We start from the raw sequence: 15,177 nt of genomic DNA on the forward strand, positions 1-15,177 counted from the left end.
CGCTGGTGCGATGCAGCTTGCGTTTTCGGAAATGACTAATTCAAAATTATTTTATAAAGGCGGTATCACGGTACATACTCCTGATAAAATAGTGAAGCTTTTGAAGGTCGAGGCTTCTGAGATCAAAAATTCTAATTGTGTATCCAGCCTTATTGCTGACAAGTTGGGACTGTATGCATCCACAATGTTTGAAAGTGATTGGTGTATTGCTACATCCGGATACTGTACACCGGAAAGACATTCGGTATTTGAAATTTATGTCTATTACTCGATTCTGTATAAAAGACAGGTTGTCTTTTCAGATAAAATAGAGTTCAATAATTATAAAAATAAACTTAGCCCTCTTTCTGTAAAATTATATTACACGGAAGAGATTTTACGAAAATTTCTAAGCCATTTGAAACTGACCCTTATCCTAAACAGTAGAGAAACTAACGACAGATCAACATTATAAAAAGAAGAAATAAGTATAAGATCCAAGCCTGACTTTTAACTTACACCCTTTGCAAGACAGTCTTCAATTTTAAAGAATATGGTCTTAGAAAGTTCAATCCGTATCAATTTATTTTAAAATTGCAGTTTAAATGGACCTTCAAAATACGTTTCATACGTATCCAGGAGATTTCCTTCCTGATCATAAACTCCAAGTTTCAGATTTTGTTTTGACAGTTTTATCTGTTTTTCGGGAAAGCTTATGTTAATGGTTCCTTTCACAATTTTGTCACGTTCGACTATTATTTTACTGGAAGCGCTGAAGGTAATTTCACCATTTGCTGGTTCTAATATTCGAATACTGACTATTTTTTTGTCATTTGTCTTATTTAGAAAAGTAAAGTTATAAGTATTCATAATTTTTCCGTCGCGCACGAAAAAGGTACTGCCTGCGGGTTTAATAAATTTGGCTTCCATATCGGCACGGTTGTAAAGAAGATATCCCAATAAAAATTGTAAAGCAACTAAAAGAATAACAAAACCTTTCATTCGTGCATTAAATTTAACAGGCTTACCAGTCTCTATTTCTTTTTCTGAAGCATACCGTATTAGTCCTCTTGGTAATCCTACCTTATCCATCACTTCGTCACATGCATCAATGCAAGCTGTACAGTTGACACATTCAAGCTGCTGACCATCTCTGATATCAATCCCTGTGGGGCAGACCACAACACATTGATAACAATCAATACAATCACCTTTTCTCGCTGCTCTTCTGTCTTCACCCTTTCTCCATTTCGCTCTGTTCTCCCCTCTGTTAAAATCATAAAAAACATTGATCGTTTCTTTATCTATCAGTACTGCCTGTAATCTTCCATACGGGCAAACCAATGTGCATACCTGTTCCCTAAACCATGCGAAAACAAAAATAAAATGCAGCCGATAAGAGAATTATAATTATGAAATTGGTCGGATGTTCAAAAGGCCCCTCCTGAACAATCCTGAAAACCTCCTTATATCCTACAATATACATAAACATAAAATGGGTGAAAATTAAAGAAAGTAAAATGAAGATAGACCATTTCAAGCTTCTTTTCCCTATTTTTTCAGCATTCCACTCCTGCCGGTCAAGCTTCATCTGTCTGTTTCTATCACCTTCTATAGCATATTCAATTTTTCTGAAAACGTTTTCCAGAAAGATCGTCTGAGGACAGATCCATCCACAGAATATTCTCCCAAATGCAATTGTAAATATAATAATGCATATTAATGATACGATTGCGCCCAAAGTGAGTATGAAAAAATCTTGAGGGTAAAAGGGCTGACCGGCAATAAAAATCTGACGGTTAAAAACATCAAATTGTAATGAGGGGTTACCATTTATCGTGATAAATGGGAGTGTAAAATAAAATAGCAGTAAACAATAGGCTACTAAATTCCTGTAATTGGTATATCTGCCTTTAGGCTTTTTGGGAAATACCCACTTTCTTTTACCGGATTGTTCCATTGTACCAATGGAATCCCTGTAAGTTTCCGGCTCTAATACCTGTCCCTCGCCACCTTTAAAATCTGATATATTATGATCTTTCATGTGCTGTTTTTTATTTGATTACGGCTGAAATAAATGTTCACCAATGTTGAGGTAATTGTCAGCTATTGAATTTCATTATCAATTTTTTTTAAATCCGACATGGCGGGTCCGTTGAGCAATTTGCCTTCAATATCAAAACGTGATCCGTGGCACGGACAGTCCCAGGAAACTTCGGAAGGATTCCATGCCACATTACAGCCCGTATGGGGACATATGGGGCTCAGCAGATGTAATTCATTTCTATCATCGCGATAGGCCGCATACGTATTGCCGTCATGCTTGATTATTCTTCCCTCACCACTGCTTATCTCATTGAGTTCAGTAATTTTATCTGCCGAAAATTTATCTTTTACAAAATGCATAGAAGCATTGACCACTTCATCGAGAATGTTTCCTGCGCTAGCTATAGGCTTGATCCGTGCCGGAGACAGGAGTTTGGCTAACTCTGTTATTTTATTCTCCATTAAATCGGGAATAATCAGTGAGCTCATCGATCCGAAAGTCATTCCATTGCCTGTGAAACCTGTAGAAATATAAATATTGTCTTCACCCGGCATTTTTCCAATATAGGGTAAGCCATCTGCAGACTGATAATATTGAGATGACCATTTTGCCGTAACTTCTTTATATTTAAAATTGTTATCTACATATTCCATGAGATCTTCAAAATGTTTTTCGGTATCATTTTCATCACCGGTTTTATGGTCGAAACCTCCCACAATTAGGAAGTAATTATTGTCTGATTTATGATAACGGGCATAGTGATATGGATCATAAAGATCGGCAGTTTGCGCCATGGATTTTACAGGGTTGGCAAGCTTCAGGGTAACTGCATAGCTTCTATAAGGAGCCAAAAGAACACTGAAACGGTTGTTTCCTGGGGGAATATGGGTAGCCCAAACTAAATTTTTTGCCGTGAATATTGTTTGATCGTTGGTTGTAACCGTAACGATTCCGTCTTTATTTTTTAAATCTGTAACTTGTGCTCCTGTGATAATTGCTCCGCCTTGTTTAATGTATTCTTTGAGTAACTTATTGATATATCTGAGCGGGTGAAATTGTGCCTGACCTTTAATTTCAATGGCTTTTTCAAATTTCAGGGTAAATGGAATGCTGTAAACCTGTTGAGTATTTATTCCTACTTGATGATGGGCTTCTAAGATATCATCCAATTTTTTTGATTGCTTTCCATCAGTACTGAAAAGATAATAATTACATTCGTTAAAGTCACAAGAAATATGGTATTGCAGAATATTATGTTTGATATACCGCACTGTTTCTTTTGCGGAATTGGCCAGTAATACCGCTGAGCTTTCCCCAAAATTTTTAATGATTTCGTCGTAAGATGAATCAAAAAAATTATTGATATGTGCAGTGGTTCCACCGGTTGTTCCAAATCCAGGATTTTCTTTTTCAATGAGAAGACAATTACGACCTCTATTTTGAAGTTCCTTTGCTAAAGTCACTCCTGTTATTCCTGCACCAACAATGATGGTGTCAAAGTCATTTGCGGTATAAGTCTGTAACGCTTCTTGCTCTATGTTATACTGCCATAAGCTTTTATTATTACCGTCTCTGTTCATAATAATTTTTTTAGTGATTGGTGTAAAAGAAAAGTGCCGGCATACTTTTAATGAACCGACACCCAAGTGTAAATAATTATCTTTTTTTAGTAAAGGCTCCATAAATGATCAGAACAAGAATGGCTCCTAGAACAGAGATTCCTATAGTTCCCAAATCCCAGGGATTTCCATCATCCCCAATTCCGAGTACCCCTGCAATAAAACCTCCTACCAATGCGCCCACTATTCCAAGAATAATGGTTATAATCCATCCTCCGCCTTGGTTTCCAGGCATTAAAAACTTGGCGATTGCCCCTACTATTAATCCAAAAAGGATCCATGCTAAAATTCCCATAATATATTTTTTTGTGATAGTAATGTGGTTTGTGTTAGCAGGCAGAGAACCAAATGTATACCAATTAGATCCATCAACAGCAGCGGAAAATTAATAATTATTATACTATGATTATGGTCATAAATGAGTCGAATTATAACGGAAACTTTGCGATTTTCAAAGAATTATAAACGCTTTAAAATAATAGAATTTAATGACGGTAAGAAGCACCGATGAAATAATGTTTCGCTGCGGTATCTTGTATTCCATAATTAATTCCGATATCTAATTTAAAGTCTTTGACAACTTCCATTTGAATTGCAGCATTAATAAAATTGGAAAGCTCATGGGCTTTAAAATTATAGGTGTAATAAGTTTCAGCTATCCAGTCTATTCCTTTTGATAATGGATGACTAATTGTCAATGTTTGCAGGAATTCAGTATGCATTTCCGGTTGATCCAGATCCTTAAGCCTATCTACTTCCACCTGTAGACCCAATTTCCATTTTCCAGGTAACTTATAGGACATAGGTACAATTAGTCCACTTTCCAGGCAGCTCTCTTCATCATATTTTGAAGTAGACAATTTGACCTAGGGAATGATTGCCAGAGCAAAGTCACCATGGTCGTTTCCTATTACATTCTGTTTGATCCTGAATGTAATATCACCTATTCCGTCAGTTTTTACTACAGAATTTGAAATTAGGTCTGTTTCCTTTTGCCGGCCGTAGGTTTCGAAACCAACCTGTATGGCTGTGCTTCCCGTAATTCCAATTTTTAAGTTGGCCTGATTGATTAGTAATGTGCTTGTTTTCAGAATGTCTGATTTTTCTTTTATCAGCCTTATTACATCCGTTTCATATTGAATATGCCCTGCATCGATTGTGTAGGGAGATTCGGTAACATCCGGACGGTCAGTTTCCATTTCTCTCATATGCTCCTTTGGTACAGGATGAAAGAGTGAATAGTTCAGATGCTTTTGCTGGGCAAGGCACACTGCTGGCAGGTATACAATACTAAACATTAACTTTAAAAAAAAGTAAAAACTATTCATGGTTTTTATTTTAAGTTTCGAAACTAAATCGTCGAATCTTTCACCGTTTTATCAGGAGTTTTTTCAGCAGTTACTATATTTTTCGAATCTTCTTTAGATACTATTTGTGGACTCCATTTTGCATGTTTTGAAGGTTTAAGTTGATGCCCCATTTTTTTAGCGTAGACTTTAGTAAATTCTGCACCAAAGAAAATGATCTGACAGGTGTAATTGATCCACAACAAGAGTAAAATAACGGTCCCGGCGGTACCAAATGCAGAACTCGGATTGAACGTTTCAAAATAAAAAGTGAGGATATACTTTCCAAGTGTAAACAGTGCAGCTGTTACTGCAGCTCCAACCCACACGGATTTCCATTGTAACTCAACATCCGGCAGAATTTTGAACATGGCTGCGAAAAGAAATAGTGTAACCAGAAAGCCTACAACAATATTAATAATATTCACCAAAACCAGGGTTTCCAACCCGAAACGGTGGATAACCCAATCGTTAGCAAGACCGATGAAAGAACTTAGCAGCAAGGTAATGAGCATAAGAAATGCAATGACAATAATCATCCCCAGAGAATTCGCACGGTCGAGAAGATATTTTTCCCAAGCCTTTTTTGGAGTTGCCACGATATCCCACAGCTTATTGAGGGATTTTTGAAATTGGAAGAAAAGTGAAGTTGCCCCAAAAACAAGCGTAACGATTCCAATGATTTTCATAACGATGTTCTTTTTATCCACCATGCCGGCTACGACCATTTCTTCAAGACTTTTACCAACATCTTTCCCCATCATGCTCCCGATAAGTTTAGTGATTTCTCCCCGTACCGCTTCTTCACCAAAGAATATACCCGTGAGCCATATCACTATGATTAAGAGCCCAGGAATCGAAAAAATGGCGGTATAGGCTAAGCTGGCAGCCTCGGTTCCCAGATCCCGTGCACTCCAGTCCTTGTATGTACCTTTAAGTATTTCCCAAAAATTATTAATTGCTTTCATGATGTATAGTATTACCGGTAAAAATCAGGTATATAATTTTTACTTACCAATTTGAAACTAACAGAATCAAAACGTTATTACATGGATTTCACTTCCGATTCTTAAATTAGTCTGTGAAAATTATGATAGAACTTGTTAGATACGAAACAGATTATTCATCTTTCTTTTTATAATGTTCAATGTTATTGAACTGATGACAAGAAATGCGCAGTTGTCTCAGCTGTTCCGCAATTATCTTTGAACTTTCGCTACAAAGATCACCGCTTTTCAATGTATTATCGTATGCTTCAATGGCATGTTTTTCACCAAAAACTACATTCTCCAAGGTTTCTTTATCACTATTACTTGTCGGTATGGAATTTTTAATATCGATCCAGGTCCGGTGTAGACTACCAGCCAGTGATGATGTTTCTTCATCAGGATTTCCACCTCTTTCAGTAATGAGATTAATAATTTCATTCTTCATTATTTTTGACTGAGAGATCATTTTATCATACTCACCCTTTAGATCAGAATAGCTTTCCCAAACTTTTCCTTCTACGCTTTCAAAACCTTTAATTCTGTCATTGGTAATATGAAGTAATTCATTAAGTGCTGAAATTGTTTTATTATTTTCCATACTGATTATTTTTGAATGATTGAACAATAAATATGCCTATACTATTTGGTTTGTGGTATGTTATGACTTTATTTTTATAAAATTCACAAACGTATAATGTGTAAATCCATTAGATCTGGGATTTAATTATTTGAACAGCAGTTTATTAATTATTGTCATACACAAAAAAGTGTTATTTTTAAAAACACAGTATTAAAATGTTAATGATAATTTGCTGTCTACTGAAGTATTTATAAGCCTTATTCATATATTTTACATGGTAAAAAAATTACCCCTGCGAGCAGAGGTAAATGAGTCTTACTTAATTTTATCATAGATAAATTTGGTAACCATTGCACCGAAAATATAATATCCGACGGTCATAAATTTCTTTTTATTATTCTCTGCTACAGGATGATCATTCAAACCCATTTTTTGAGGAAGAACAATGGCTCCTATTCCGGCTGCAATTCCGCTTGCGAAATTATGATTTGTTGCTGTGGTTCCATAGTAAATAGCGTTGCTCACAATGTCACCAGCTAAAGTTGCTGCATACAATTTATCAGGATCAGAAATTTCAAGTGCTGTAGAATCGGTTACTTTTTTTAAAGCTTCTTCTCCCACCTCATTGATATGGGGTACGTTGTCAAAATTTTTTCTGACGATTTCGTGGAGTAGGTTAAGTGCGATGGCTCCGCCTAAACCTGCTAACATTTTCTTAAGCATAATATGTATTTTAAAAGTTAATTTTTATTATTCTGACCATTTTTGCCAGGTTGCAAAATCATTCTTATAGAAGGATTATTGGTTATAAATAATCTGAACCATTCCAAGGCAAGTCTTACTCTGTTTCTAAAGCCTGTCAATGGAATGATGTGTATAAAAAGCCAGGTAAGCCATGCGAAAAAACCTGTATAAGAGAACTTAGGCAGATCAACCACAGCTTTATATTTTGAAATAATGGCCATGCTGCCTTTGTCTTTATACACAAAAGACTGTAAAGGTTTCTGATGATGGAGTTTTATAAAATTTTTAGCGGCTAATTTTGCTTGTTGAATAGCAACCTGAGCAAGCTGAGGATGTCCTTTAGGATAATTTTTATCTGTTAACTGCAAACAGATATCTCCTAATGCCCAGACATTATTAAACCCTAAAACTCTGTTGTATTCATCAACTAATAATCTTCTTCCTTTACCTATACTCGTTTCGGGAATTCCCAATACTTCACGGCCGATTACCCCGGAAGTCCAGATGAGTGTTTCTGTTTTTATTTTTCTTCCGTCTGATAGTATTACGTTTCCCTCAACGTAATCTTTTACTGAAACGTTCAGAAGAATATTAACGCCGAGTCTTTTTAAATTATCATAAGCGGTTTTTTTTGCAGCATCGCTCATAGGAGCGAGCAATGAGGGGAGCGCATCGATCAGATAAAGATGGGAGAGATTAAGTTCAATTTCAGGATATTCCTTTTCTGCGACAAAAGCACCCATCTCTGCGATCATCCCTGCCAGTTCAACTCCGGTAGGTCCACCCCCTGCAATCACGATATTCTGTAACCTTTCTGCTTTATTCTCGTCATTGTTTCTTGAAGCTTTTTCAAGGTTCAGCAGTAAATGATTTTTGATATATAAGGCTTCATTAATGGTTTTCATAGGCAATGCACACTCTTGTACATGATCTAGCCCAAAAAAATTAGTTTCGGTTCCCAACGCAAAAATGGCATGATCATATACTATTTTACCGTTGTCAGTCTCTATAATCTGAAGATTTGTATCAATACTAAGAAAACTTCCCATATAATAATGAACATTATCGTAATTTGAGAATAACTTTCTGAATGGATAACTGATGTGTGAAGGTTCAATAAATGCAGTAGCTACCTGATAAATTAAGGGAGGAAAGAAATGGTAATTATTTCGGTCAACTAATGTGATGCTAAATTCATTCGATTTAGCAACGGCTTTGATGAAATTAATACCTGCAAAACCTCCTCCTATGATGACAATATGTTTTTTCATAAAAGGATATTTTTGTGATTGGTGTATTAAAATGCATCCAATAATAAGACCAATTACATTAAAAAGTGGATTTGTGGTACTTTTTATAAAAACGGAGATACACAAACATTGATAATCCTAATTAGAATTTATAAACCGATTGATTCTAAATATCCGCCTTTGCTAAAATCACTATTATTCTTGCATGTAAAAATTTGGATGAATGTAATGTGTTTTAAAAATTGCACATCTGGCATAATACATGTTCTATTTGTTACTGAATCTAAAAAAAAGAAGACATGAGAAAAGAAGAACAATTTCAACAGACTTTATTGCGAAAAACAGTCGTAATAACAGGCTCTAGCAGTGGAGTAGGAAGAGCTGCTGCAGAGGCTTTTGCATTGGAAGGATGTAATATAGTTATCGTAGCCAGAGGACAGAAAGGTATAGATGAAGTGGTTGAGCTTTGCAAAGGAATGGGAGTAGAGGTACTAGGGATTTCCGCCGATACATCCGTTGCTGCAGATATAGAACGAGTAGCAGATGAGACCTTGTCAAGATTTGGCAGAATTGATATTTGGGTAAATAATGCGGGGGTAATGGCGAGTGGAAAATTTGAAGAGATTCCAATGGAGATCCACGAACAGGTTATTAAGACTAATCTATTTGGATATATGCATGGCGCTTACAATGCCATTAAAATTTTCAAAAAACAAAATAAGGGAATATTGATAAATAACGTTTCTATAGGGGGCTATATGCCTGCACCGTACAGCTCGGTGTACTCAGCAACTAAGTACGGGATCAAAGGGATGATGGATGGTCTTCAAGGTGAGATTTCAAACTACCAAAATATTCATATCTGTAATTTGTACCCTCAACTTCAAAAATCTACTGGGAATCTTCATTCTGCAAAATATTCTGGGTTCAAAATGGGTATACCACCTATTGCTTCAGATCCACGGGATACCGCTTCAAAAATGGTTGAATTAGCTAGGAAACCGAGAAAAGATTTATTTCCTGATTTCAGGTCTTATGCAATTACTACAATGTACAGGCTGTTTCCCAAATTAGTAATCAATACAGCATCAGCTGGCGTACGTTTAATGATGAAAATTAAAAAGGGTCCTGAGGTACCAGGGAATATACTTGAGCCTTCTCAAGACCCACTCAAAATATATGGTACCCCTCCTTTAAATACTTCCAAAAACTTTAAGGTGGCTATACTAATTGGAATTGTAGCTGGCTTTGCCATAATAGGATTAAAAAAAGGTATCGTAAATAAAAGCAGTTAGTAGTATTGAATAATTATATCTTGAAGTTTTACAGAAATTAACTTAAGGAAATATAAGTAATCATGCTATAGTAAATAACGAAAGATAAAATATGTTTTGTCCGATTTCGGATAAAAAGGGCATTGATGTTTTTTATTTCCATTTCATAATTAATAATATATCTCAAAGCCAAGTTAATTGCATAAGAAAAATTTCGAAACCCAGTAGATTTATTGAGACTTTAAATTGATAATTTATGTCTGAATTTAATTATTCATTAGCTAGAATAAATTCTTGATTAGTAACCGTTTTAAAATGTAACCCGAGTATCATCTTTAAAATTGGTGATAGCAATATTGACCATTTTAGAATCAAAAGTTACTTCATGCCAGTTCTATATTTTCAGGAATATTGACAATTCCCTTTTTAGACCAGAACAGACATTTAGGAAAATATTTAATTGCTCTGTTGTCTTGATGGTTGGGCATTTCAGATTTGCTATATAAAAAAATAGCAATCTTTTAAATTCATCAATGTGTAAGCTTAGGGAAAAAGTAAACAGCCAGCTATCTAAAAATAATGTCGACTGCTTTTTCATACGACGGTATTAACCATATCAGGTTCAACGAGATTCTCTCAATTCTGTAAAATAGAATACCCTTAAGGCGTATGCAGATATTAATATAAATTGATAACGAATTGATAAAATACATGGGGTGATAAAAAGTTGAATTATGGAAAGAATCTATCTGACAGGCTTGTAGATGGGCGGTCTGTTTTACAGGCAGTGCAGCTCGCTTTTATAGAAGCAAGTTTACCAGTATTTATTTAGTCAGTTACCGTTGTTCAAATTTTCAGAAGTCTTGCAAATGGTTATTAATACGGGAAATACTATTATCACCTTTCTGATGGTATTTTTGATCTAAAAAAGACAGAATAACGATTCAAAGCAATCCACATCAAACTCAATAAACTGATTGCGACTTTTGAATGGCAAGTGGTAAATTATTTGGTATTCAAATTCTTACAGAAGATGAACTTGATGAACACTATAAATTTTATGAAAGAATTGCGACAGTTCTTCAGTGGTCTAAAATTTGTATATGAAGTTATTGCCAATTTTTACTTAGATATTCATTCAAAACCATAACAAAATATAGATAATATGATCATTGATGAAAATCTTTTGCTCGAAAATGGAGCAGTTTACGAGGATTATCCCGCAAAGGAAATTATTTATGAAATGGGAAGTATTCCCCATTATTATTTCCAGATTGTTAAGGGGACAGTAGAACTAAATAATTACCATGAGGATGGAAAAGAATTTACTTTTAATATCCTCTCGGAGGGTCAGAGCTTTGGAGAGTCTTTATTGTTTGGAAATAAAAACTATCCTACGAATGCCATCGCAAAGACTAACTGTAGAATCTTGAAATTGTCAAAAGCCAATTTTCTGAGTATGCTGAGTGCAAATACAGAATTAATGTTTAAAATTTTCCGTTATCTTTCAGATCGTCTTTTTTACAAATATGTAATGCTCTTCAATAACTCATCCATTGATTCGGCATCGAAAATAAGATCTTTAATGAATTATTATAAAGAAAGTTCATTAAAGCATAGTCCTTATTCTTACCAGGTTCCGTTTACCAGACAGCAAATTGCCAATTTAACTGGTTTGCGTGTCGAAACAGTAATACGCACCATTAAAAAAATGGCAGATGAAGATCTTCTAAAACTAGAGGGGAGACATATTCTGTATTGAAAAAATTTAGAAACAGCCTTCCATCAATGAAGGTTGTTTTTGTTTTATTGAAATTATAGCCGGAAGTCTATCATAGTTTTGTTTCATTCTTACTAATAATTTTAGGTGCAGTCAACAATTGATACAAGGAGAACGGATATTCAGGTGGTAACGGAAAATGGACTTTCTGTAATTTTTGCATAATTATTATTTATTATAGTGGATGCTAGAAATGATTCAAGTCATAATTTTTAGTCAGGATTGTCAGTAATTTACTGTATAAAATAAATTTATATGACATTTAACGAGGCAATACAATATAAAAATGAGGCTGTAAAAAATGCGGATCAATCTGTTCTGGAAAACTATTATATTATTGTTGTTCCAGCTAATACTGAAGAAAGTACTAAATATATTGAAGAGTATTCGAAACAGCCCGGTAAATTCAAAGATGAGAGTTGCAAGAAGTATTGTTCAAATGGAGAATATTTAGTGGTTAGTTTTAAAAAAAAATGTGAATCATAAATTACAATAGTTGATAATTATTCTTCAAAACATCTTCTGCCTTGGTAGCCCTATTTCATGTTCCTGTGGATAAGGCTTTCGCCAGGTCATACTGATATCTTCATGCAGATTACGCTGAGCTTCCAATGATTTTTCTTTATCCATAGAATATCTTGGATCCGGAATAAAAGGCATTTTTGCCATTTTATGAATAGTAACAGTAGGGAAGTGAAAATCTACTTCTACCGTTCCTAGTAAGAGATAGCAGCCACCACCCTGAAAAGGATATTCTTCAAGGCAGTTTGGAAAATGAGCGGTGTCAAAATATTCTCCTTGAGCATCGACCCAGGTACCGAAATACATCGTTCCTTTTTTGGTAGGAACATGTTTTCTTGAAATGAGATAAGCGAGCATTTTAATTTGTTTTTTGTGAAACCCTGTAAGGTCTTTGGCCATTACACTGCCTCTGTACCGGGTTTGTAGCAAATCAAAAGGACTGAAAGAAACGGGAAAACCTAATATCTCTATTTCATCAAAAGCATCCTCAAATGGGTTTCTTTCTATAGAAGGAAGCTGATAATCTTTCTGAGGCTCCTCAAGTAAAGTCAGATGCCTAAAGTAAGCCTTATGAGTTCCCAAAAGAAATCTTGATTCGATCAGCAGTTCATGTTTTTGTTTTCCGGTAAAGCGGAATGCACCTATAAAGATTAAAATTTGCAATGTTTCGATGCCCATAGGAATTCTCTTAATAAAATCTTCCAGGGAAGTATAATTTCCATTTTGAGCTCTTTCTTTAGGAATCAGCTGTGCTAATTTTGTTTCCAGTCTTTCAATATGCATCAATCCCAAATAAACATCCGAACCATAAACCGTTGTCTGATATTTACTTAAATTGACACAAGGATTATGGATGGCAGCTCCCGACATTCTGGCTTCATGAATATAGACTTCAGTTCTGTAAAACCCTCCGCCGTTATTAATGGCAGAGACCATAAATTCGATAGGATAGTAGACCTTGAGAAATAAACTCTGATAACTTTCCACAGCATAAGAAGCAGAATGTGCTTTACAGAATGAGTATCCTGCAAAAGATTCGATCTGCCGGTATACTTCCATGGATAACTGTTCAGGGTGCCTCAGCTTTTTACAGGATTCAAAGAAGTTATCTTTTACTTTCTGTAAAGCTGATAAAGAACGGCCTTTACCACTCATGGCCCGTCTTAGTACATCACCAGCAGGAGCAGATAATCCTCCGAAATGCAGTGCGATTTTAATAACATCCTCCTGATATACCATAATACCGTAAGTTTCCCCCAGTTCTTTTTCAAAAACCTCATGGAAGTACTCAAATTTTGTGGGATTATTATGCCTGAAAATATACTCCCGCATCATTCCGCTTTGAGCCACGCCGGGTCTAATAATGGAAGAAGCAGCGACCAGCACTTTATAGTTGTCGCATTTCAGTCTTCGGAGTAATCCTCTCATAGCAGGAGATTCAATATAAAAACAGCCAATCGTTTTTCCGGAACTTAAGAATTCATTGCATCGGGCTTCGTCTTTTGAGAGAGAAGTGTCCCGGATATTAATATCAATTCCTCTTTTTTCTTTTACCAGCTTTACCGTGTCATTAATGGTACCTAACCCTCTTTGTGAGAGAATATCAAATTTTTCAAGGCCAATCTCTTCAGCAGTGTACATATCGAACTGTACGATCGGAAAACCTTTAGGAGGCATTTCGAGTGCTGAATAATTAGTAATAGGTTCTTCTGATATCAGAATTCCACAGGAGTGCATGCTTCTCTGGTTAGGAAACTTTTCTAAAAGCTTTCCGTAGTAATGAACATGTCTGGATACCGAATTAATATCATGTTCCTGGATGGGTTTTGTTGCCAGTGTATCGAGTTCCTCTTTCGGAAGGCCAAATACTTTTCCTACTTCCCGGAAAATAGAACGGTATTTAAATTCAACATTGGTTCCACAGAAGGCAACATTGTTCTTACCATATTTATCAAAAATATATTCAAGGATAATATCCCTGGTCTGCCAGCTCCAGTCTATGTCAAAATCCGGAGGCGTTTTGCGGTTGAGGTTTAGAAACCGTTCAAAATACAGATCCAGCTCCAAAGGACATATGTCAGTAATTCCGATGCAGTAGCTGACAATGGAATTGGCTCCACTGCCTCTTCCTACGTGCATAAATCCCATTCGGTTGCTGTATTGGATAATATCCCAGGTGATGAGAAAATAAGCACAGAAATTAAGCTGGTCAATGACCCCCAATTCTTTATCCACTCTTGTTTTCGCCTGTAGATTATCATCGGAATATCTTTTAGAAAGTCCCTGATATGCTAACTTTTTTAAAAGCTTAGAATCATTTTCTTTGCTGTCTGTGAAATGCTTTTTGTTTTTAGGTGTTGAAAAATCAAAATCAAAATGACAGCTATTGACAATATACTTTGTGTTTTCAATAATCTGTGGCTCATGGTAAAATTGAGCCAGAAGCTCTTTTTTATCAGTAAACATTTCGTTGTCTTTACAGTAATCAGCTTCTGTAAGCTTACTGATCAATGTATTGTGATCAATAGCCCTTACTATTTTATGAAGCTCATATTCTTCAGGGGTGGTAAAGGTAACCGGATGAAGAATAACCATTTTATGAATGAACTGTTTTAATTCCGGTTTAATCAAAAGATTTAACTGGTTCTGTCTGATGCCTATAAATTCATGATCTGCTAATTTTTCAGGAATATTCTCCAGTGGATAAATAACAAAAGTATCTGTAAAATCAGGATTTGCTTTAGGAATTTCAATGTTTTCACAGTTATATGTGGTTAAAAGCCTGTTGACTTCTGCAATGCTTTTTTGATTTTTGGCCAGGCAGATATAATACAGTTCATCCTGAAGCCTTATTTCCACTCCGACGATCGGTTTGATATTATGATCCTGACAAAGTTTGTAGAAATCATAGATCCCGGTAATGGTATTGATATCTGTAAGAGCCAGGGTTTTAATATTAAAATGTACAGCCTGCTCAACCAGTTCTTTAATAGAAATGGTTCCATACCGAAGGCTATGATAAGAATGACAATTCAGAAACATCTTGT

12 protein-coding genes and 2 pseudogenes are annotated in these 15,177 nt (G+C 35.5%); 5 read left to right on the plus strand and 9 right to left on the minus strand.

All coding sequences use genetic code 11. From position 1 onward, the window contains the following. Window positions 1-454: CinA family protein (locus AC1Q7L_RS00005; protein ID WP_492329365.1), on the plus strand; the 454-nt coding region annotated here is incomplete at its 5' end. Between the two features lie 113 nt (window positions 455-567). Here the strand turns inward: AC1Q7L_RS00005 and ccoG are convergent. From ccoG to AC1Q7L_RS00045, 8 genes and pseudogenes are all read right to left on the minus strand, one after another. Further along, window positions 568-2,023, minus strand: a pseudogene (gene ccoG, locus AC1Q7L_RS00010) (cytochrome c oxidase accessory protein CcoG). Between the two features lie 62 nt (window positions 2,024-2,085). Then, the gene (locus tag AC1Q7L_RS00015) at window positions 2,086-3,606 is read right to left on the minus strand and encodes an FAD-dependent oxidoreductase (protein ID WP_073174690.1); all 1,521 of its coding nucleotides are present in this window, start codon (window positions 3,604-3,606) and stop codon (window positions 2,086-2,088) included. 76 nt (window positions 3,607-3,682) lie between these two features. Continuing rightward, window positions 3,683-3,940 (minus strand): GlsB/YeaQ/YmgE family stress response membrane protein, encoded by a 258-nt coding sequence (locus tag AC1Q7L_RS00020; RefSeq protein WP_073174689.1) that lies wholly within the window; start codon window positions 3,938-3,940, stop codon window positions 3,683-3,685. Between the two features lie 190 nt (window positions 3,941-4,130). Further along, window positions 4,131-4,973 (minus strand): annotated as a pseudogene (locus tag AC1Q7L_RS00025) (transporter). 23 nt (window positions 4,974-4,996) lie between these two features. After that, entirely contained in the window at window positions 4,997-5,959 is a 963-nt protein-coding gene (locus AC1Q7L_RS00030; RefSeq protein WP_139259964.1) for a YihY/virulence factor BrkB family protein, read from the minus strand. Between the two features lie 151 nt (window positions 5,960-6,110). Then, window positions 6,111-6,578: a PA2169 family four-helix-bundle protein gene (locus AC1Q7L_RS00035; RefSeq protein WP_073174687.1), complete on the minus strand. Its 468-nt coding sequence runs from the start codon at window positions 6,576-6,578 to the stop codon at window positions 6,111-6,113. Between the two features lie 297 nt (window positions 6,579-6,875). Continuing rightward, on the minus strand, window positions 6,876-7,283 hold the full coding sequence (locus AC1Q7L_RS00040; protein WP_073174686.1) for a hypothetical protein: 408 nt from the start codon (window positions 7,281-7,283) through the stop codon (window positions 6,876-6,878). Window positions 7,284-7,300: 17 nt separating this feature from the next. Next, window positions 7,301-8,575, minus strand: coding sequence for an NAD(P)/FAD-dependent oxidoreductase (locus tag AC1Q7L_RS00045; RefSeq protein WP_073174685.1), 1,275 nt, complete (start codon window positions 8,573-8,575; stop codon window positions 7,301-7,303). Window positions 8,576-8,853: 278 nt separating this feature from the next. On the opposite strand from AC1Q7L_RS00045, the gene AC1Q7L_RS00050 reads away from it, so the two are divergent. From AC1Q7L_RS00050 to AC1Q7L_RS00065, 4 genes are all read left to right on the plus strand, one after another. Beyond that, window positions 8,854-9,849, plus strand: coding sequence for an SDR family NAD(P)-dependent oxidoreductase (locus tag AC1Q7L_RS00050; RefSeq protein WP_073174684.1), 996 nt, complete (start codon window positions 8,854-8,856; stop codon window positions 9,847-9,849). A gap of 848 nt (window positions 9,850-10,697) precedes the next feature. Continuing rightward, window positions 10,698-10,754 (plus strand): low affinity iron permease family protein, encoded by a 57-nt coding sequence (locus AC1Q7L_RS00055; protein WP_073174894.1) that lies wholly within the window; start codon window positions 10,698-10,700, stop codon window positions 10,752-10,754. 239 nt (window positions 10,755-10,993) lie between these two features. Further along, window positions 10,994-11,590 carry a Crp/Fnr family transcriptional regulator gene (locus AC1Q7L_RS00060; protein WP_083536211.1) on the plus strand — a complete coding sequence of 199 codons (597 nt, stop codon included), beginning with the start codon at window positions 10,994-10,996 and terminating at the stop codon, window positions 11,588-11,590. A 273-nt stretch (window positions 11,591-11,863) separates the two neighbouring features. Continuing rightward, on the plus strand, window positions 11,864-12,094 hold the full coding sequence (locus tag AC1Q7L_RS00065) for a hypothetical protein (RefSeq protein WP_073174683.1): 231 nt from the start codon (window positions 11,864-11,866) through the stop codon (window positions 12,092-12,094). Between the two features lie 24 nt (window positions 12,095-12,118). Here AC1Q7L_RS00065 and AC1Q7L_RS00070 read toward each other — a convergent pair whose 3' ends face one another. Beyond that, a complete protein-coding gene (locus AC1Q7L_RS00070; RefSeq protein ID WP_492305908.1) occupies window positions 12,119-15,172 on the minus strand; it encodes a DNA polymerase III subunit alpha in 3,054 nt (1,017 codons plus the stop codon). Between the last annotated feature and the right edge of the window lie 5 nt (window positions 15,173-15,177).

Source organism: Chryseobacterium sp. GW823-FHT05E08 (assembly GCF_058795655.1).